General features: G+C 71.9%; 11 protein-coding genes. 9 read left to right on the top strand and 2 right to left on the bottom strand.

From position 1 onward, the window contains the following. Positions 1-160 precede the first annotated feature (160 nt). The 3 genes from ACZ6TD_RS15440 (at position 161) to ACZ6TD_RS15430 (ending at position 6,068) form a co-directional block, all read left to right on the top strand. The gene (locus tag ACZ6TD_RS15440) at positions 161-2,332 is read left to right on the top strand and encodes a type IV secretory system conjugative DNA transfer family protein (RefSeq protein WP_471354419.1); all 2,172 of its coding nucleotides are present in this window, start codon (positions 161-163) and stop codon (positions 2,330-2,332) included. A gap of 268 nt (positions 2,333-2,600) precedes the next feature. Continuing rightward, positions 2,601-4,358, top strand: a complete 1,758-nt coding sequence (locus tag ACZ6TD_RS15435; protein ID WP_471354417.1) for a PucR family transcriptional regulator — start codon at positions 2,601-2,603, stop codon at positions 4,356-4,358. A gap of 249 nt (positions 4,359-4,607) precedes the next feature. After that, positions 4,608-6,068, top strand: a complete 1,461-nt coding sequence (locus tag ACZ6TD_RS15430; RefSeq protein WP_471354415.1) for an aldehyde dehydrogenase family protein — start codon at positions 4,608-4,610, stop codon at positions 6,066-6,068. A gap of 56 nt (positions 6,069-6,124) precedes the next feature. Here ACZ6TD_RS15430 and ACZ6TD_RS15425 read toward each other — a convergent pair whose 3' ends face one another. After that, positions 6,125-9,067, bottom strand: a complete 2,943-nt coding sequence (locus ACZ6TD_RS15425; protein ID WP_471354413.1) for a glycoside hydrolase family 3 C-terminal domain-containing protein — start codon at positions 9,065-9,067, stop codon at positions 6,125-6,127. Positions 9,068-9,389: 322 nt separating this feature from the next. Between ACZ6TD_RS15425 and ACZ6TD_RS15420 the strand changes: the two genes are divergently transcribed. The 5 genes from ACZ6TD_RS15420 to ACZ6TD_RS15400 are packed head-to-tail and all read left to right on the top strand — an operon-like array spanning position 9,390 to position 15,828. Then, positions 9,390-11,072 (top strand): extracellular solute-binding protein, encoded by a 1,683-nt coding sequence (locus ACZ6TD_RS15420; protein WP_471354411.1) that lies wholly within the window; start codon positions 9,390-9,392, stop codon positions 11,070-11,072. Further along, the gene (locus ACZ6TD_RS15415; RefSeq protein ID WP_471354409.1) at positions 11,072-12,088 is read left to right on the top strand and encodes an ABC transporter permease; all 1,017 of its coding nucleotides are present in this window, start codon (positions 11,072-11,074) and stop codon (positions 12,086-12,088) included. Before ACZ6TD_RS15420 ends, ACZ6TD_RS15415 begins: the two co-directional genes overlap by 1 nt. Further along, the gene (locus ACZ6TD_RS15410) at positions 12,085-13,065 is read left to right on the top strand and encodes a carbohydrate ABC transporter permease (RefSeq protein ID WP_471354407.1); all 981 of its coding nucleotides are present in this window, start codon (positions 12,085-12,087) and stop codon (positions 13,063-13,065) included. The genes ACZ6TD_RS15415 and ACZ6TD_RS15410 overlap by 4 nt, the downstream gene beginning before the upstream one ends. A 44-nt stretch (positions 13,066-13,109) precedes the next feature. Further along, entirely contained in the window at positions 13,110-15,113 is a 2,004-nt protein-coding gene (locus ACZ6TD_RS15405; RefSeq protein WP_471354405.1) for a beta-galactosidase, read from the top strand. 13 nt (positions 15,114-15,126) lie between these two features. Next, complete coding sequence (locus ACZ6TD_RS15400; RefSeq protein ID WP_471354403.1) at positions 15,127-15,828, top strand: glycoside hydrolase family 12 protein; 702 nt, start codon at positions 15,127-15,129, stop codon at positions 15,826-15,828. 63 nt (positions 15,829-15,891) lie between these two features. Here ACZ6TD_RS15400 and ACZ6TD_RS15395 read toward each other — a convergent pair whose 3' ends face one another. After that, a complete protein-coding gene (locus ACZ6TD_RS15395) occupies positions 15,892-16,908 on the bottom strand; it encodes a LacI family DNA-binding transcriptional regulator (RefSeq protein WP_471354401.1) in 1,017 nt (338 codons plus the stop codon). Between the two features lie 303 nt (positions 16,909-17,211). On the opposite strand from ACZ6TD_RS15395, the gene ACZ6TD_RS15390 reads away from it, so the two are divergent. After that, positions 17,212-19,146 (top strand): acyl-CoA dehydrogenase family protein, encoded by a 1,935-nt coding sequence (locus ACZ6TD_RS15390; RefSeq protein ID WP_471354399.1) that lies wholly within the window; start codon positions 17,212-17,214, stop codon positions 19,144-19,146. Positions 19,147-19,252 lie beyond the last annotated feature (106 nt).

Genomic DNA, 19,252 nt, shown 5'->3' with positions numbered 1-19,252 from the left:
GTGTTTCCTTGTCCGCGACGGCCATAGCCCGACGGCGGCCTTACGGATCCCGTGAGTGAGACGGGCCCGCCCGGGTCGCTGAACTCCCCGCGCGGGAACACTAGATTGAGCGATGGCGCGAAAGCCGAGGAACAGCCGGTCAGGGGGCAAGGGGCAGCACATGGACACCGAGGGCACGTTCGATTCACGCAGCACACGCCACAACCCGCCCCCACCTCCACCCCCACAATCCCCGCCTTCCTTTCCCGCCGCCCCGCCGCCGATGCCGCCGACCGCGCCCCCGGCGGCCCCCGGTGCGCCTCCGGTCCCCGCGCCCGCGGCCCGCCCGTCCTTCGTCGCCTGGCTGCGGGCTCCGCGGTCCGAGGCGGCGCCGGGGGTGTGGACGTACGAGCACAAGCCGAAGGCGCCGGAGGAGCCGGATCGGATTCCCTCTCGTGGGCTGATCAGCGGGGCGTTGATCGCGATCCTGTGCACCTGGCTGTTGTGGTCGCTGATCACGAAGGGATACCTGGGCCCGTACTGGTTGTGGCCGCTCCGGCTGCTCAATGCGGAGGACTGGTTCAACCGCGACGGCAACAAGGACATGCTCAAGTGGATCGCCAATGGCTATGAAACCCTGTGGTTCCTGATCATCGCTGCCATCTTCAGCCGCGTCGGTCACTGGCCCGAGGTCTGGCGCCGTTACGTCGCGCCCCTCTTCCGGCGGGCCTGGGATGAGCCCGCTCCCGAGGCGGCAGCCGCGGGGCGGCCGGAGGGGGATCCGGTGGAGTGGCCGCACTTGCGGGCCGCGGGGGCGCACAGTGCGGCTGATCGGTTGGCGGCGGACGCGCGGGCGGGGGCGATGAATGACGTCGACCACGCCCGGATCGAGCGCGCCTGGCAGTCCGTGCGGGCGGGGAGGAACTCGCTCGCCTCGTTCACCGACACCGTGCTGCGCCACGGCGCCGCCTCGTACGGGCACCCGTCCGGGGCGCGGGACCTGCCCGTCCGGACGGCGCGGCATGACCTCCTCGCCCATCAGGTCCGCCTCGGCACCGCCGCCGAGGATTCCCGCAATCCTTACCAGCACCGCGGGGTCGGGCTCGCCCTCGACCCCGAGGTGCTCGGCACCTCGCTGCTGGCGGTCGGGCCGCCCGGTTCGGGGAAGACGGGGCGGGTGGTGCGGCCCGTCGTGGAGTCGCTGTGTCTGCAGGCGCTCGCCGGGCAGGTCGCCGTCGTGGCGGTCGGGGCGGCGGGGGCCGGGCTCGGGGCGGACGAGGCGTTCGACGTCGTCGTGAAGATCGGCCGGCCCGACTCCGGCTACGACCTCGACCTCTACGGCGGCACCACCGACCCCGACGAGGCCGCGGGCATCCTCGCCGAGGCCCTGATCGGCGACATGGCGGCCTCGCTCCCGGGCGGGGACAGCCGGCGCGCCGCCACCGCGCTGGCCCAGCTGCTCGGCCCCTACCGCGCCGCCCACGGCCGCTTCCCGTCCGTCCCGGACCTCCGGGAGCTGCTGGACGGTTCCAAGACGGCCGTCAGCGCGCTGCGCGAGGCGCTGGACGAGGCGGGGGAGCGGGCGCAGGCCCGTGAGCTGGAGGCGCGGGTCCGGCAGTCGGGTGCGCCCGGGGACGTGGGCGCGCTGCTCGCGGACCGGATCGCGCTGCTGGACCGGCCCGCGTTCGCCGATTTCTTCGACACCACGGGCGACCGTCGCCCGTTCTCCCTCCGTGCCCTCGAGCACCCCCTCCGGGTCCGTATCGACCTGCCCGAGCGCGGCCACGCGGAGGCGTCGCGGATGCTCGCGCGGCTGGTCCTGGCGCAGTTCACCGAGTGCGCCGTGGGCCGCGCCGACCGTTCGCTCTTCGCCTGCCTGGTCCTCGACGACGCCTCGCACACCATCACCCCCGAGGCGCTGCGCGGTATCCAGCGGCTCCGCTCCGCCCACGCGGGCGCCGTGCTCACCCTCCGCACCCTCGACGACGTCCCCGAGTCGCTGCGCAGCGCACTGCTCGGCGCGGTCGGCTGCCGGATGGCCTGTGCCGGGGTGACGACCTGGGACGGGGCGCGGTTCGCCGAGGTGTGGGGGACGGAGTGGGTCGAGACCCGGGACGTCACCGACCGGCAGATCATCGCCGATGAACCGCTCACCAAGGTGCTGCACTTCATCCGTAAGGTCGCCACCGGCAAGGCGGTGACCACGCAGTCGGTGACCGTACGGACGGTGGAGCGCGAGCGCTGGTCCGCCTCGGAGCTGGCCCACGCGGTTCCCCCCGGGCACGCGGTGCTGTCGGTGACCTCCGTAAGGGGCGAGGGCGGGCCGCCGGTGCTGGTGGATCTGCGCGGGTGATCGGCCGCCGTTCCGGTCAGTCCTCATTGCCGTCATCGGTTCATCTGCCCCGGTTGCCCCGGTTGCCCCGGTTGCCCCGGTCACCACGGTCGTCCCGGTCGCCCCTTCAGGGTGACCGGGGCGACCGGAACCGCAGCGTCACGGCCAGACCCGTGGCGAAATCATGCCGTCAATTCCGCGTTTTCCTCCATTGAGGCAGAATCGGCAGTAGCCGTTCATACGGGGCGGTGAAGTCGTCGCAAGTCGTCGCATTCGCTTCGAAGGTGCCATGCCTCCCACGCTCGCTTCACTCGTCCGCCACCCCGGTCTCAAGCTGTCCGTGCTCGCGGGCGAGGACCGGCTGGAGACGCCCGTGCGCTGGGCACACGTCAGCGAGCTGGCCGACCCCGTGCCCTATATGGAGGGCGGCGAGCTGCTCCTGATCACCGCGATGCAGATCGAGGCCGATGACCCGGAGGAGATGAGCCGCTATGTGCGGCGGCTGGTCGGCGCGGGCGTGGTCGGGCTCGGCTTCGCGCTCGGCGTCAACTACGCCGAGGTGCCGCCCGCGCTCGCCACGGCGGCCAAGGAGGAGGGGCTGCCGTTGCTCGGCGTGCCCCGCCGCACCCCCTTCATCGCGATCAGCAAGGCCGTCTCCGCGGCGATAGCCGCCGACCAGTACCGGGCCGTGACCGCCGGGTTCGAGGCACAGCGCGAGCTGACCCGCGCCGCCATCGGCGCCGAGGGGCCCACCGCGCTGCTCGCCCGGCTCGCCGCCCACGTCGACGGCTGGGCCGCGCTCTACGACGCCTCCGGCGCCGTGGTCGCCGCCGCCCCCGACTGGGCCGCCCGCCGCGCCGCCCGGCTCACCGCCGACGTCGAGCGGCTGCGCTCCCGCCCGGGCCCCGCCAGCATCGTGGTCGGCGGGGGCTGCGGGGCGGCCGGGGCCACGGGCGCGGAACCGGCCGAGGACACGGCCGTCGCCGACCGGGTCGAGCTCCAGTCGCTGGGCACCGGGCGCCGTACGCGTGGTGTGCTCGCGGTCGGCACGGGCGCGCCGCTGGGCACCGCCGAGCGCTACGCCGTGCACTCCGCGGTCGCGCTGCTGACCCTGACCACCGAGCGCTCCCGCGCCCTCCAGGAGGCCGAGCAGCGGCTCGGCGCCGCCGTGCTGCGGATGCTGCTCGCGGGCGAGCCGGACCATGCGCGGGCGGTCGCCGGGCGGCTGTACGGCGGGCTGCTCGACGCGCCGTTCCGGATGCTGGTCGCCGAGGTGCCGCCCGGTGGCACGGCCCAGCAGGCCCACGCGGCGCCCTCCGCCGTGGACGAGGCCCCCGCGGAGCCCTCCGCGGAAGCCACGAGCACGGGCACGGCCACGGGTGAAGCCGAGGCGGCCGACCCCCTCGGCACGCTCATCGACACCATGGAGGCGGCCGCGGCCCGTACCGGCGAGTCGGTGCTGGTCGTGCCCGACGGCGAGCGGCTCATCGTGCTGGCCCCCGACGGCGGGGCGGCGGTCGCGGCATGCGCCGAGCACGCCCGGGCCGTCGAGGCTCGCCGGGGTACGAAGGCCCGCCCCCGCGACCGCGCCGCGGTCGCCGCGCCCCGCGGCGACGAGCTCGTCATCGGGTTGTCCGCCCCCGCGGGCCCCATCGCCGCCGCGGCCGCCTACCGCCAGGCCGAGCAGGCGCTGTCGGTGGCGCGCCGCCGCGGCCGGATGCTGGTCGAGCACGAGCAGGTCGCGGCGGGTTCCGTACTGCCCCTGCTCGCCGACGACGCCGTCAGGGCGTTCGCCGACGGCATGCTGCGCGCCCTGCACGAGCACGACGCCACCGGCCGGGGCGACCTGGTCGCCTCGCTGCGCGCCTGGCTCTCCCGGCACGGCCAGTGGGACGCGGCCGCCGCCGACCTCGGCGTCCACCGGCACACCCTGCGCTACCGGATGCGCCGCGTCGAGGAGATCCTGGGCCGCTCCCTGGACGACCCGGACGTCCGCATGGAGCTCTGGCTGGCCCTCAAGGCAACGGCCCCGGGTACCTCGGCCTGAAGCACGCGTTCGGCCGACGCGATCGTCCCGTCGCGCCGCCGCCCCCGATCGCCTGGTCCCGGCCGCCGCCCCTTCCCGGCCACTGCCTCGGTCACCGCCCCCAACCCCTCCTCCCGATCCCTCCCCCATCCGGCACGCCAATGCGGAGCGCCCGCGTCCCCGACTGCTACGCCTCGGACAAACGCCGAGCAGGCGGGGCGCGCCTACGGTGGGAGGAGAGACACCACTTCAGAAGGGTCGGGATCCGCTGTGCCAGACACAAACGAAGCTGTCACCCATGCGTTCTGGCTCGCCGGCCGTAAGGCGACGGGCGAGAGCACGCTCGAGGTCACCTCGCCCTGGGACGGCCGCCGCGTCGGCGTGGTGAGCGTTCCCACCGATGCGCAGATCGAGGAGGCCGTCGCCGCCGCCGACGCGGTGCGTGAGGAGTTCGCCGCGACCCCCGCGCACGTCCGGGCCGCCGCGCTGGACCATGTGTCGCGCCGTCTCGCCGAGCGCGGCGAGGAGATCGCCCGGCTGATCTCGGACGAGAACGGCAAGCCGATCAAGTGGGCGCGCGGCGAGGTGGGCCGCGCCGTGTCCGTCTTCCGGTTCGCGGCCGAGGAGGCCCGCCGCTTCAACAGCGGGGACGCCCAGCGGCTGGACACCGACGCCGGTGGCACCGGGCGGCTCGCGCTGACCCGCCGCTTCCCGCGCGGCACCGTCCTCGGCATCGCGCCGTTCAACTTCCCGCTGAACCTCAGCGCCCACAAGGTCGCCCCGGCGCTCGCCGTCGGCACGCCGATCATCCTTAAGCCGGCGCCCGCGACCCCGCTGTCCGCGCTGATCCTCGGCGAGCTGCTGGCCGAGACCGAGCTCCCGGCGGGCTCCTGGAGCGTCCTTACGGTGCCCAACGACCGGATGCCCGCACTGGTCCAGGACGAGCGGCTGCCGGTCATCTCCTTCACCGGTTCGGAGAAGGTCGGCTACGCGATCAAGGAGTCGGTGCCGCTCAAGCACTGCACCCTGGAGCTCGGCGGCAACGGCGCCGCGGTCGTCCTGTCGGACTACGCCGCCGACGCCGACCTCGACTGGGCGGCCACCCGCATCGGCACCTTCTCCAACTACCAGGGCGGACAGTCCTGCATCTCCGTGCAGCGGGTGATCGCGGACGCGTCCGTCTACGAGGAGCTCGTACCGAAGATCGTCGCGGCCGTCGAGGCGCAGGCCACCGGCGACCCGACCGAGGACTCCACCGACGTCGGCCCGCTGATCAGCGAGGACGCCGCCAAGCGCGTCGAGTCCTGGGTCGACGAGGCCGTCCGGGCCGGTGCCAAGCTGCTCACCGGCGGCAAGCGCGAGGGCTCGAGCTACGCCCCGACCGTGCTCGCGGACGTCCCCGCCGATGTCACCCTCTCCTGCGAGGAGGTCTTCGGACCGGTGCTCACCCTGCACAGGGTGGCGGACGAGGACGAGGCGTTCGCGGCCGTCAACGACTCCAAGTACGGCCTTCAGGCGGGCGTCTTCACCCGCGAGGTGCGGACCGCCTTCCGCGCCCACCGCGCGCTGGAGGTCGGCGGCGTGATCATCGGCGATGTGCCTTCGTACCGCGCCGACCAGATGCCGTACGGCGGCGCCAAGAGGTCCGGCGTCGGCCGCGAGGGCGTGCGGTACGCGATGGAGGACTACACCTACGAGCGGGTCATGGTCCTCACCGGCCTCGACCTCTGACCCACCCCCTCACGGGGAAAGCAGGGGGGTTGACCCGTCCCGGCAGCTCCGGACCCTCAACCGGAGAAGCCGAGACGGGCCAGTCTCAGGCCGCCGCCGCGCAGCGTGATGTGCAGGTCCTGGACGCCGGTCGGCGGCGTGGGCAGGGCGGTGCGGACCGTGGTGTAGGCGTAGCGGTCGCCGGTGGGCGGGACGACGGCGGTGGCCAGCGTGGTGCCATCGGCAAGGTGTACCTCGACCGTCGCGTCATCCTCCGCCTCAGCGGAGTCCTGCGCGGCCTCGACCGTCATCGACACGGCCCCCGCGCCGAAGTCGCAGGCGCGGAAGAGCAGTCGGCCGACCGCGTCGTCACGGCAGGCCACCGCGTCCCCGCGGTCCTTGGCGCGGTCCACCAGCACGGTCCCGTCCGCCGCGTCGTAGTCCGCGGCCTCCAGACCGCGCCGCAGCACCGGGCGCGGCGCGGGCGGCGGGCCCTCGACGGTCACGGTGGCGGTGGCGCGCGGGTCCGCGCTGGACGCGCCCGCGTGGATCTCGTACGTCCCCGGGTCGACGGTCCAGCGGCCGTGCGCCACGTCCCAGAAGCCCAGCGCGTCCTCGACCGGCACGGTGAAGAAGAGCCGCACCCTCTCGCCCCGGCGCAGCCACACCCTGCGGTGGGCGATGAGCCGGCGGTGCGGCAGCGGGACCCGCGACCCCGGCGCGCCGGCGTAGATCTGCACCACCTCGTCGCCGTCGCACGGACCGGAGTTGGTGACCTCGCACTCCACGGTCAGGCCCGCCTCCCGCCGCACCGACAGCTCGCCGTAGGTGAAGGCGGTGTACGACAGGCCGTGCCCGAAGGGGAAGAGCGGGGCGCCGTCGAAGTACAGATAGGTGGCGCGCGAGGCGATGATGTCGTAGTCGAGCGGATCGGGCAGATCGTGGTCGGACGCGTACCAGGTCTGCGGCAGCCGCCCCGCCGGTGAGACGTCCCCGAACAGCACCCGGGCCAGCGCCGTGCCCGCCGCCTGGCCGCCGTGCGCCGTCCACAGCAGCGCGGGCAGCGCATCGGCCGCCTCCGTGACCGCGTACGGATAGCTCGAGGTCAGCACCAGCGCGGTCCGCGGATTGGCGGCGTGGGCCGCGCGCCACAGCCGCTGCTGCTGGGCGGGCAGGGCGAGGGTGGTGCGGTCCTCGGTCTCCCGGCCGCCGATATGCGGGTCGTTGCCCGCCACGACCACCACGGCGTCCGCCCGCGCGGCGGCGCGGGTCACCGCGTCCTCGCCGCGCTCGACGACCTCCAGCCGGAAGACGGTCCCGGTCCCCTGCTCACCGCCGTCACGTTCGGCAACCTTCAGCCCGCCCGCGGCGACACAGACGTAGCCACCCGTCCCCTGGTGTCTGAGGAGGTGTCCGTCGGGGTGCGCTTCGAGCGTGAACGTCTCCTGGACCACCCAGCCCCCGGGCTGCTCGGCCGCGGCGCGGACGAAGCCGTCCTCGGCCACGGTCAGACAGCGGCCGGAGGGCGCGCGCAGGGTGAGCACGCCGCCGCCCCAGTCGGCCAGGGACAGATCGGTGGGCGTGTCGCCGACGGTCAGCGGCGGCAGGTCGGTACGGCCCGCCGTATGCGCCGGGTTGAGCGAGCCCGCCGCCTCCGCCGGCCCCTCGTCCTCCGCCGCCGCGTCCGGCACCCGCACCCAACCGGCCGCCGTGCGCAGCCGTACGGTGTCCAGGCCGTCCGCGAACACCACCCGGTCCGCGCCGAGCCGCTCGGCCAGCGCCTCGCGCGGCGAACTGCGGCGGATCAGGCTGCCGCTGTACCAGTCCAGCTTGCACTCGTCGGCGAGCGGACCGACGACGGCGAGGGTGCGGACGGCGCTCTCGGAGAGCGGCAGCAGACCGTCGTTGGTGAGGAGAACGACGGCCTGTTCGGCGGCCTCCAGGGCGAGCGCCCGATGGGCGGGGGTGTCGAAGGCGCCGTCAGGTTCTCCTGCCGAACCGTCAGGCCCCTCTTCCGGTCCATCGCGCTCGTCGAAGTCGAACTCGCCCAGCGCACACCGCATCCCCAGCAGCCGCCGCACCGCCGTGTCCACCGTGGAGGTGTCGATCAGCCCGCGCTCCAGGGCGCCCCGCACCCGCGCGATCGTCTTCGACGCGTCCTGGTCGTGGTCGGTGAAGCTGTCCACCCCCGCCCGCAGGGCCGCGGCGATGGCCTCCTCATGGGTGTCGAAGTAGTGCTCGGAGTCGACCAGATTGGATGGCGCGCCCGCGTCGGAGCAGACCACCAGCTCCTGGTCGGTCCAGGTGCGCAGGTGCTCGCGCAGATACGGGGAGACGTGGTTGGGCCGCCCGTTGACCAGGTTGTACGCGGGCATCACCCCGGCCACCGCGCCCGCCCGCACCGCCCCGCGGAAGGCCGCCAGATCGTATTCGTGCAGTACGCGCGGCCGCACCGAGGAGGACGTGGTGTCCCGGTCGGTCTCGTTGTTGTGCGCGAGCCAGTGCTTCAGGACGGGCGCGGTGCGCCAGCGCTCCGGATGGTCGCCGCGCAGCCCACGGGTGTAGGCCGTGGCCAGGGCCGAGGTGAGGTACGGATCCTCGGCGTACCCCTCCTCGTTGCGGCCCCAGCGCGGATCGCGCAGCAGGTTCACCGTCGGCGACCACACATTGAGGCCCACCCGCGGATCGCGTGCGCGCATGGCCCGCGCCTCGCGGCCGACCGCCTCGCCGACGCGCCGCAGCAGCTCCGGGTTCCAGGTCGCGCCGAGCCCGACGGCCTGGGGGAAGACGGTCGCCGGGCCCATCCAGGCGACACCGTGCAGCGCCTCCTGCCCGGTGCGGAAGGGCGCGAGGCCGAGCCGCTCCACTGCGGGCGCGTACTGGTGGAGCATCGCGATCCGCTCATCCGGTGTGAGCCGGGCCAGCAGATCCTCGACGCGCGTGCGCACCGGCAGCCGTGGATCGCGAAAGGGCAGATCGCGAAAGGGCGGACGCGTGATCAGATCACCGTCATCGCTCACGAATACGGCTCCTCTTCCCCAGCTCGTGCACCGATTTCCCCAGCCCCTGACGTCGAATCAACGTCGATCAACGTCGAATCAGCGTCGCATCGATGTCGAATCGACGTCGATTCGAAGCGCTTCGATGCTGGGTGCACCATGCCCAGCCTGTCAAGACTTCACGGGAGCCCATCCCATCAGCACGTTGCGCCACCACTCTTGCGCGCCCCCATCCCCCGCCTTAACCTCGGCGCAATATCGAAGCGCTTCGACCAATCTTCGACCACTCTCGGCCAACTCGACCATCGGTCGTACGGCGGGCACGCCACGAAGGGTTGACGCAATGCCGAACTCCCAGGCTTCGGCCTCCACTTCCCCTCCCAGCCGGAGAACCTTCCTGGCCTCCACGGCGGTTGCCGCAGCGGCCGTCGCGGGAGGGGCGCCGCTGCTCACCGGCTGCTCCACCGAGGAGGGCTCCGGCAAGGGCGGCACCACCTCCGGCAAGGAGCTGAAGAACCTGCTGCCGGCCTATGTGGCCTCGAAGGTGGCGGACCCCGACATCCCCAGCGTCAACGGCTCCAGCCCCGGCTACACCAAGGCCCCGCCCGCCGCCGAACTGGTCGCCTCCGTGAAGGGCAAGCCCGGCCACGGCGGCAGCTACACGATGTTCGAACCGCTCTGGGGCACCCCGCCGCCCAAGAACAACGCCTACTACAAGGCGGTCAACGACGCGCTCGGCGCCACGGTCAAGCTCCAGCCGCAGGACGGCAACACCTACGGCGAGAAGCTCGGCGCCGTCCTCGCCTCCGGCGATATCGCCGATATCGTGATGATCCCGCTGTGGGAGATGGGCGGGCGGATCCATGGCGCGGTCAGCGCCAAATTCGCCGATCTGGGCCCGTATCTCTCCGGTGACAAGGTCAAGAAATATCCGAACCTCGCCGCCATTCCCACCGCCGCCTGGCAGATGTCCGTCTTCGGCGGCAAGCTCCGCGGGCTGCCGATGCCCTCCCGCCCGCTCTCCGGCGTCATTCCGTACTACCGCGAGGACATCTTCACCAAGGAGGGCTATCACGTCCCCAAGAGCCCGGCGGAATTCCTCGCCCTGGCCAAGGAGATCACCCGGCCCAAGAGCAAGGTATGGGCCTGCGACGACATGTGGTGGTCGGCGCAGCGGTTCTTCGGCTGCCCGGGGGAGAAGCCGTACTACTGGATCGAGAAGAACGGCAAGCTGGTCCACAAGGTCGAGACCGAGAACTACCTCGAGGCCCTGGAATGGTGCCGCAAGCTCTTCGCCGGCGGCTATGTCCACCCCGACGCGGTCGCGGGCAAGGCCAATGACGCGCTGACCCGCTTCACCTCCGGGCAGACCCTCTTCTACAACGACGGCGACGCCAAGTGGTACGGCGCCACCTTCGAACAGGCCGGCCCCAACCCCGACTTCAAGATTCAGGGAATGGACTACTTCGGCCCCGACGGCGGCGACCCCGTGATCTACCTCGACCCGCCCGCCCAGATCTGGTCCTTCCTCAACAAGAACCTCTCCAAGGATCAGATCGAGGAAATCCTCGCCCTCGCGAACTTCATCGCCGCGCCCTTCGGCACCAAGGAGCAGCGTCTGATCGACTACGGCGTCGAAGGCGTGCACCACGAGATGAAGAAGGGCGTACCGGTCAAGAACGCCACGGGAGTCCGGGACGTCCAGGACACCTACCGCTTCATCGTCTCCCCGCAGGCGAGCGTCGCCTATCCGGACTTCCCGCAGATGGTCGAGGACTACTGCGGCTGGATGCAGCGGATGGGCAAGTTCGCCAGGAAGCCGCTCTTCTACGGAATGCAGATCCAGGAGCCCAATCGGTACGCCTCGCTCTACACGCCGTTCGAGGACCTCGCCAAGGATGTCACCCGAGGCCGTAAGTCGATCAAGGACGCCCAGCGGGCCATCAGCGACTGGCGCAGCGGTGGCGGCGACCGGCTCCGCGACTGGTACGCGGGGCTCCTCGACGAGAACGGCAGCGGCGCCTGATGGCCGAGCCGGCCCGTGGCGCCCTGGCGGATCGTGGCGCCCCGGCGGGCCGCGATGCCCCGGCGGGCCCCGGCGCTCCGCCGAGCCGCGGCACCCCGACCGCCCGCACCGGATGGTGGCACCGGCTGCGCCGCGACCGCGCCCTCCTGCTGATGGTCGCCCCCGCCGTCGGTCTCCTCCTGCTCTTCACCTACGTCCCGCTGCTCTGGACCACGGTCGCCTTCAAGGATTACGACCCGTTCACCCAGGGGCTGTGGACCAGCCCCTGGGTGGGCCTCGACAACTTCACCCTCCTCTTCGAGGACAGCCGCTTCTGGGACGCCTTCGCCAACACCCTCTCCATCACCTTCATCCAGCTGGTGCTGTTCTTCCCGGTGCCCATCGCGCTGGCGCTGCTGCTCAACAGCGTGCTCAGCGACAAGGTCCGCGGTCTGGTGCAGTCGATCCTGTACCTGCCGCACTTCTTCTCCTGGGTGCTGGTGATCACCATCTTCCAGCAGATGCTCGGCGGCGCCGGGCTGCTCGCCCAGCAGCTGCGCGCTCACGGTCACGAGGGCTTCGACCTGATGACCGATCCGGGCGTCTTCAAGTTCCTGATCACCGCCCAGCTGGTGTGGAAGGACGCGGGCTGGGGGGTGATCGTCTTCCTGGCCGCGCTCTCGGCCGTCAACCAGGACCTCTACGAGGCCGCGGCCGTGGACGGCGCGAACCGTCGGCGCCGGATGTGGCACGTCACACTGCCGGCGCTGCGCCCCGTGGTCGCCCTGCTGCTGGTGCTGCGCGTCGGCGACTCGCTGACCGTCGGCTTCGAGCAGATCCTGCTCCAGCGCGACGCGGTGGGGCCGGGCGCCTCGGAGGTCTTCGACACCTATGTGTGGTGGGTCGGCATCGCCAACACCGACTACGGGATCGCCGCCGCCGGCGGTCTGATCAAGGGCGCCTTCAGCCTGGTGCTGGTGCTGATCGCCAACAAAGTCGCCCATATGCTCGGCGAGCAGGGGGTTTACCGGAAATGACCGTGACCGAGCGGACCGGCGCGGGCGGGCGCCGGCACGGCATCGTGGCCCCGACCGGCCCATCGGCCCCGCCCCCGCGGCGGCGCCGCGACGAGAGGCGCCCGGTGTGGGAGGAGGAGCCCGGGAAGGTCGGCCAGGGACTCAAGGGGGCCACTCTGGTCGGGGTGTGTCTGGCGATCCTCGGCCCGCTGTGGGTGGTGATCGTCACCAGCCTCTCCGACCAGCGGACCATCACCGACGCCGGGGGACTGGTGATCGTCCCCGAGACGATCACCTTCCGGGCCTACACCGAGCTGCTGAGCGGCGGCACGGTGACCCGCGCGACGCTCGTCAGCCTCGCGCTCACCGCCGTGGGCACCGTGATCAGCACCGTCGTCTCGGTCCTGTGCGCCTATGGCCTGTCCCGCCCGGGGTCCTTCCTGCACCGGCCGATCCTGCTGGTGCTGCTGGTCACCATGTTCTTCAACGCCGGTCTCATCCCCACGTATCTGCTGGTCACCGGCGTCGGCCTGGAGGGCAGCTACTGGTCGATGATCCTGCCCGGGGCCGTCTCGGTCTTCAACGTCCTGGTGCTGCGGGCGTTCTTCCAGAACATCGCGCCCGAGCTGATCGACAGCGCCCGGATCGACGGCGCGGGGGACTGGCGGATCCTGTTCCGCATCGTGCTGCCGCTGTCGAAGGCCGTGATCGCCGTGGTCTCGCTCTTCTACGCGGTCGGCTACTGGAGCCAGTGGTTCAACGCCATGCTCTACCTCAACGACCAGGACATGTGGCCGCTCCAGATGATCCTGCGCCAGCTGGTGATCAAGCAGCAGGCACCGCAGGGCATGTCCCAGATGATCTCCACCCAGCAGATCCCCGGACTGGCTGTGCAGATGGCCGTCATGGTGCTCGCGCTGATCCCCGTCGCGGTGCTCTACCCCTTCGTCCAGAAGCACTTCACCAAGGGCGTGCTCACCGGCGCCGTCAAGGGCTGACGCCGGTCGCCCCCGTACCCAGCCGACCCGAGACGGGAGCCGGTATGCCCGACCTGAACGACGCCACCCGCGGCCGCGTCCTCTACGGCGGCGACTACAACCCCGAGCAGTGGCCCGAGAGCGTCTGGCACGACGACATCCGGCTGATGCGCCGGGCGGGCGTCACCACCGTCACCGTCGGCGTCTTCTCCTGGGCCCGGCTCGAACCCCGCCCCGGCACACGGGACTTCGACTGGCTGGACCGGGTCCTGGACCTGCTCCACGAGGGCGGGATCGAGGTGTGCCTGGCCACCCCGACCGCCTCCCCGCCGCCCTGGATGGGCTCCCGCCACCCCGAGACCCTGCCGCGCGACGAGAACGGCACGGTCGTCTGGTACGGCTCACGGAACCAGTTCTGCGCCTCGTCCCCCGTCTACCGCGACCACGCCCTGCGCATCACCGAGGACCTGGCGGACCGCTACGGCGGCCATCCGGCCCTGCGGATGTGGCACGTCGGCAACGAATACTCCACCCACTGCTGGTGCGACGAGACCGCCCGGCACTTCCGTCGCTGGCTGCGCACGCGGTACGGCGGCCTGGACGCCCTCAACCAGGCGTGGGGGACGGCCTGCTGGAGCCAGCGCTACGACTCCTGGGAGGAGATCATCCCGCCGCGCCGCGCCCAGTACCTGATCAACCCGGGCCAGGCGCTGGACTTCCGCCGCTTCACCAGCGACGCCCTGCTGGAGTGCTTCACCGCCGAACGCGACGCGCTGGCCGCCCGCACCCCGCACATCCCCGTGACCACCAACTTCATGCCGCTGTTCATCGGCCAGGACGGCTGGGCCTGGGCGGCGGAGGAGGACGTGGTCTCCGTCGATCTCTACCCCGACCCCAAGGACCCGCACGCGGCCGCCTACGGGGCGATGGTCCAGGACCTGACCCGCTCCCAGGCGGGCGGCCCCTGGGTCCTCATGGAGCAGGCCGCGGGCCCGGTCAACTGGCGCGGCGTCAACCACCCCAAGCCGGACGGGCTGATGCGGCTGTGGTCCCTCCAGGCCGTAGCGCGCGGCGCCGACGCGGTCTGCTTCTTCCAGTGGCGGCAGTCCCGGCAGGGCAGCGAGAAGTTCCACTCCGGGATGGTCCCGCACGCCGGTGAGCACAGCCGCACCTTCGCGCGGGTGCGCGAACTCGGCGCCGAGCTGCGCGAACTGGCCCCCGTCGCGGGCACGGACGTCCCCGCGCGGGCCGCGATCCTGCACGACTGGCACTCCTGGTGGGCCACCGTCCCAGAAGGCCGCCCCTCCTCCCTGGTCTCCTGCGAACGGCTGCTGCGCGTCTGGCACCAGGCCCTGTGGGAGCGGAACCTCACCACCGACTTCGCCCATCCGCACGCCGACCTCACCGACTACGCCCTCGTCGCCGTCCCCCAGCTGTATCTGCTCACCGACGAGGCGCTGGACAACCTCGCGGCGTACGTACGCGGCGGCGGCACCCTCGTCTGCGGCTTCTTCACCGGCGTCGCCGACGAGGACGACCGGGTGCGCCCCGGCGGGGTGGACCGCCGCCTCCGTGGGCTCCTCGGCATCCGTACGGTCCACGAGTGGTGGCCGCTGGACGAGGGCGAGGCGCTCACCGCCGAGGGCACCTGGCTGGGCACGTTCCACGGCACCCTCTGGTCCGAGGACCTGGAGCCGTCCACCGCCGAACCGGTCGCCCGGATCAAGGGCGGCGAGCTCGACGGCCGGCCCGCCGTGACCCGTAACGCCTACGGCACCGGCACCGCCTGGTACGTCTCCACCCTCCCCGAACCCGCCGCCCTGCGCGCGCTGCTCGGCCGCGCCGCCGGGGAGGCGGGGCTGGCACCCGCGCTGCCCGGCCTCCCCGAGGGCGTCGAGGCGGTGCGGCGCGGCCCGTACCTCTTCCTGCTCAACCACGGCCGCACCCCGGCGGTCGTCCCCCTCCCGTCCGCGCGGACGGATCTGCTCACCGGGCGCGCGCACCACACCAGCGTCCGGCTGGACCGCTTCGCGGTCATGGTCCTGGCTCCGCCCGAATCCCCCGTCTGAAAGGGAAGGTCCCGTGCAACGAGCCGCTCGAACCCTCTTCCTCACCCCGCTGATCGCGTTACTCGCGCTGATCGGCTTCGCAGCCGCCCCCGCCCAGGCCGCCACCTGGTCCTCCTCGGACCAGTGGGGCACCTGGTCCAACGGCGGCTACACCCTCTACAACAACATCTGGGGCTCCGGCGCCGGAGCCCAGACCATCTGGGCCAACTCCGCCAGCGACTGGGGAGTGTGGGCCGACCACCCGAACACCGGCGGCATCAAGTCCTACCCCAACGCCAAGAAGGTCGTCGGCAAGAAGATCAGCGCCATCTCCACGCTGACCAGCACCTACAACGTCACCGTGCCGTCCTCGGGCGCGTACAACACCTCGTACGACATCTGGGACTCCAACTACGACTACGAGATCATGCTGTGGGTCAACAAGACCGGCCCGGTCGGCCCGCTCGGCACCGCCCAGGGCAATGTCACCCTCGGCGGCCACACCTGGAGCGTCTACAAGGGCAGCAACGGGGCCAATGAGGTCTTCTCCTTCATCCGCACCTCGAACTCCACCTCCGGCTCCGTGGACATCAAGCCCATCGTGAACTGGATCAAGAACACCAAGGGCTGGTTCGGCGATGTGACCATCGGCGACGTCCAGTTCGGCTATGAGATCACCTCCTCGGCCGGAGGGCTGGACTTCCGCACCAACGGCTTCGGGGTGAGCGCGAGCTGACCCCCCGCGTACCGCCGCCGCCCCCACGCGGCGGCGGTACGCCGCCGGCCCGGCGAGGCCGGGTCAGGGTGTGCCGGGGGCCGGGCCCGAACTGGCCCGTACGGTCAGCTCCGGAGCGAGCAGGGTCACCTGCTCCTCCGGGGCCTCGCCCTCCAGCTTCGCCACCGCCAGCTCCACGGCCCGCCGCCCCATCTCCTGCGCGGGGATGGCCACCGAGGTGAGCCGCACCGACGCCTGGGTGGCCACCTGCTCGGGGCATATCGCGACCACCGAGACGTCCTCGGGCACCGCGCGCCCCTGTCGGCGCAACAGGCTGAGCAGCGGATCGATGGCCGCCTCGTTCTGCACCACGAAGCCGGTGGTGCCGGGGCGCTCGTCGAAGATCCGGGAGAGGGTGCCGTCCATGGACTCGTAAGCGCCCTCGCACGGCCGGTGCAGCAGCCGCACCCCCAGCTCAGCGGCGCGGCGGCGCAGCCCCTCCAGGGTCCGCTCGGCGAAGCCGGTGTGGCGCTCGTAGACGGCCGGGGCCTCGCCCACGACGGCGATCTCCCGGTGGCCGAGATCCGCCAGATGCTCGGCGCACAGTGCACCGGTGGCCGTGAAGTCCAGATCGACGCAGGTCAGGCCAACGGTGTCGGCGGGCAGACCGATCAGCACGGTGGGCTGGCGGGCCGCGTGCAGCAGCGGCAGCCGCTCGTCCTCCAGCTCCACATCCATCACGATCATGGCGTCGGCGAGTCCGCTGCCGGTCACCCGGCGCACCGCCGCCGGGCCCTCCTCGCCGGTGAGCAACAAGACGTCATAGCCGTGGGAGCGGGCGGTGGTGGCGACCGCGATGGCGATCTCCATCATCACCGGCACATACATGTCCGTCCGCAGTGGCACCATGAGCGCGAGGATGTTGGAGCGGCTGCTGGCGAGGGCGCGGGCTCCGGCGTTGGGGTGGTAGCCGAGCTCCTTGATGCTGTGCTCGACGCGCTCGCGCGTGGGAGCGGAGATCGACCGCTTGCCGCTGAGGACGTAGCTCACCGTGCTGGCCGAGACTCCGGCGTGGCGGGCGACCTCGGCGAGGGTGACCATGCGGGGGACTCCATCCGGGGGATTGGGGTGAAGCGCTTCGACGCATGGCCCGAAACTCTTCTGCCCGGCCATGCGGATTGACCCTAAACCCGCAGCCCAATGGCTGTCCAGAGGCACTATCGAAGCGCTTCAACACAGCGCCCATGTTCCCCCGCGCACCTGCCGGGCTCGCCACCGCGGCGATCCGTCCCGAACCTCCAGATCCCGGCGTCCTCCCGCTTTGCCGTCCCGTCGGACCGGATGCACACTGGCAGCGGTACGTGCCGGTAATGTCACGAGATCGTCGCGGCAAAGGGAGCACCGATGACCGCATCCTCCGTCAGGCCGGTGTCCGAGCGTGAAGCGCGCCAGGTCGCCGAGGCCGCACGCGAACAGGTATGGCACAAGCCCAGCTTCGCCAAGGAGCTCTTCCTCGGCCGCTTCCGACTCGATCTGATCCATCCCCACCCCGCCCCCGCCCCGGACGACGTCCGCCGCGGCGAGACCTTCCTCGCCAAGCTCCAGGAGTTCTGCGAGACGCGGGTCGACGCCGCCCGGATCGAGCGCGAGGCGCAGATCCCCGACGAGACCATCAAGGGGCTCAAGGAGCTCGGCGCGCTCGGCATGAAGATCGACACCAAGTACGGGGGCCTCGGCCTCACCCAGGTCTACTACAACAAGGCCCTCGCCATGGCCGGCTCCGTCAGTCCGGCGATCGGCGCCCTGCTCTCCGCCCACCAGTCCATCGGCGTACCGCAGCCGCTGAAGCTCTTCGGCACCCAGGACCAGAAGGACCGCTTCCTGCCGCGCTGCGCCCGTACCGACATCTCGGCCTTCCTGCTCACCGAGCCGGACGTGGGCTCCGACCCGGCCCGCCTCGCCACCACCGCCGTGCCCGACGGCGACGACTACCTGCTGGACGGCGTCAAGCTGTGGACCACCAACGGCGTGGTCGCCGACCTGCTGGTGGTGATGGCCCGGGTGCCGCGCTCCGAGGGTCACAAGGGCGGCATCACCGCCTTCGTCGTGGAGACCGCCTCCGAGGGCGTCACCGTGGAGAACCGCAACGCCTTCATGGGGCTGCGCGGCCTGGAGAACGGTGTCACCCGCTTCCACCGGGTCCGCGTCCCGGCCGCCAACCGGATCGGCCCCGAGGGTGCCGGCCTCAAGATCGCGCTGACCACGCTCAACACCGGGCGGCTGTCGCTGCCCGCGATGTGCGCGGGCGCCGGGAAGTGGTGTCTGAAGATCGCCCGCGAATGGTCCGCCGCCCGTGAGCAGTGGGGCAAGCCCATCGCCAAGCACGAGGCCGTCGGCGCCAAGATCTCCTTCATCGCGGCGACGACCTTCGCCCTCGAGGCCGTCATCGACCTCGCCTCCCAGATGGCCGACGAGGACCGCAACGACATCCGCATCGAGGCGGCGCTGGCCAAGCTCTACGGCAGCGAGATGGCCTGGCTGATGGCCGACGAACTGGTCCAGATCCGCGGCGGCCGGGGCTATGAGACCGCGGCCTCGCTGGCCGCCCGCGGGGAGCGGGCCGTCCCCGCCGAGCAGATGCTCCGCGATCTGCGCATCAACCGGATCTTCGAGGGCTCGACCGAGATCATGCACCTCCTCATCGCCCGCGAGGCCGTGGACGCCCATCTGTCGGTGGCGGGCGATCTCATCGACCCCGGCAAGTCCCTCCAGGACAAGGGCAAGGCGGCCGCCAAGGCCGGTGGCTTCTACGCCCGCTGGCTGCCAGGACTGCTCACCGGCCCCGGCCAACTGCCCCGCGCCTACCCGGAGTTCAACCCGGCCGGCCACCCGGACCTCTCCCCGCATCTGCGCTATGTGGAGCGCTCGGCGCGCAAGCTGGCCCGCTCCACGTTCTACGCCATGTCCCGCTGGCAGGGCCGGATGGAGACCAAACAGGGCTTCCTCAGCCGGATCGTCGACATCGGCGCGGAGCTGTTCGCGATGAGCGCGGCCTGCGTACGGGCCGAGATGCTGCGCTCCCGCGGCGACCACGGCGTCGCGGCCTACCGGCTGGCCGACGCGTTCTGCCGGCAGGCCAGGATCCGCGCCGACGAGCTCTTCGGGCGGCTGTGGACCAACACCGACGAGGTCGACCGCAAGGTGGTCTCCGGGGTGCTCTCGGGGGCGTACGAGTGGCTCGAGCACGGCGTGATCGACCCCAGCGGCGACGGCCCCTGGATCGCCGACGCCACCCCCGGCCCGACCGCCAAGCAGAACGTCCACCGCCCCATCCACTGAGGAGCCGGGCCGCCCCATCCGCTGAGGAGCCCGGAAGGAGCCGCCCAGAAGCCGCCGGAGAACGTGCCGGGAAGCCCCTGGGGTCCGCGATCACCGGATCCCAGGG

Source organism: Streptomyces yongxingensis (assembly GCF_055597465.1).
The sequence above is the reverse complement of the archived record's forward strand: the minus strand, read 5'-3'. Positions and strand labels throughout refer to the sequence as shown.

Excerpts from the sequence above, each read along its gene's own strand:
- ACZ6TD_RS15435 (WP_471354417.1), top strand. The coding sequence starts at position 2,601 with ATGCCTCCCACGCTCGCTTCACTCGTCCGCCACCCCGGTCTCAAGCTG.
- ACZ6TD_RS15410 (WP_471354407.1), top strand. The coding sequence starts at position 12,085 with ATGACCGTGACCGAGCGGACCGGCGCGGGCGGGCGCCGGCACGGCATC.
- ACZ6TD_RS15405 (WP_471354405.1), top strand. The coding sequence starts at position 13,110 with ATGCCCGACCTGAACGACGCCACCCGCGGCCGCGTCCTCTACGGCGGC.
- ACZ6TD_RS15420 (WP_471354411.1), top strand. The coding sequence starts at position 9,390 with ATGCCGAACTCCCAGGCTTCGGCCTCCACTTCCCCTCCCAGCCGGAGA.
- ACZ6TD_RS15395 (WP_471354401.1), bottom strand. The coding sequence starts at position 16,908 with ATGGTCACCCTCGCCGAGGTCGCCCGCCACGCCGGAGTCTCGGCCAGC.
- ACZ6TD_RS15415 (WP_471354409.1), top strand. The coding sequence starts at position 11,072 with ATGGCCGAGCCGGCCCGTGGCGCCCTGGCGGATCGTGGCGCCCCGGCG.
- ACZ6TD_RS15390 (WP_471354399.1), top strand. The coding sequence starts at position 17,212 with ATGACCGCATCCTCCGTCAGGCCGGTGTCCGAGCGTGAAGCGCGCCAG.
- ACZ6TD_RS15440 (WP_471354419.1), top strand. The coding sequence starts at position 161 with ATGGACACCGAGGGCACGTTCGATTCACGCAGCACACGCCACAACCCG.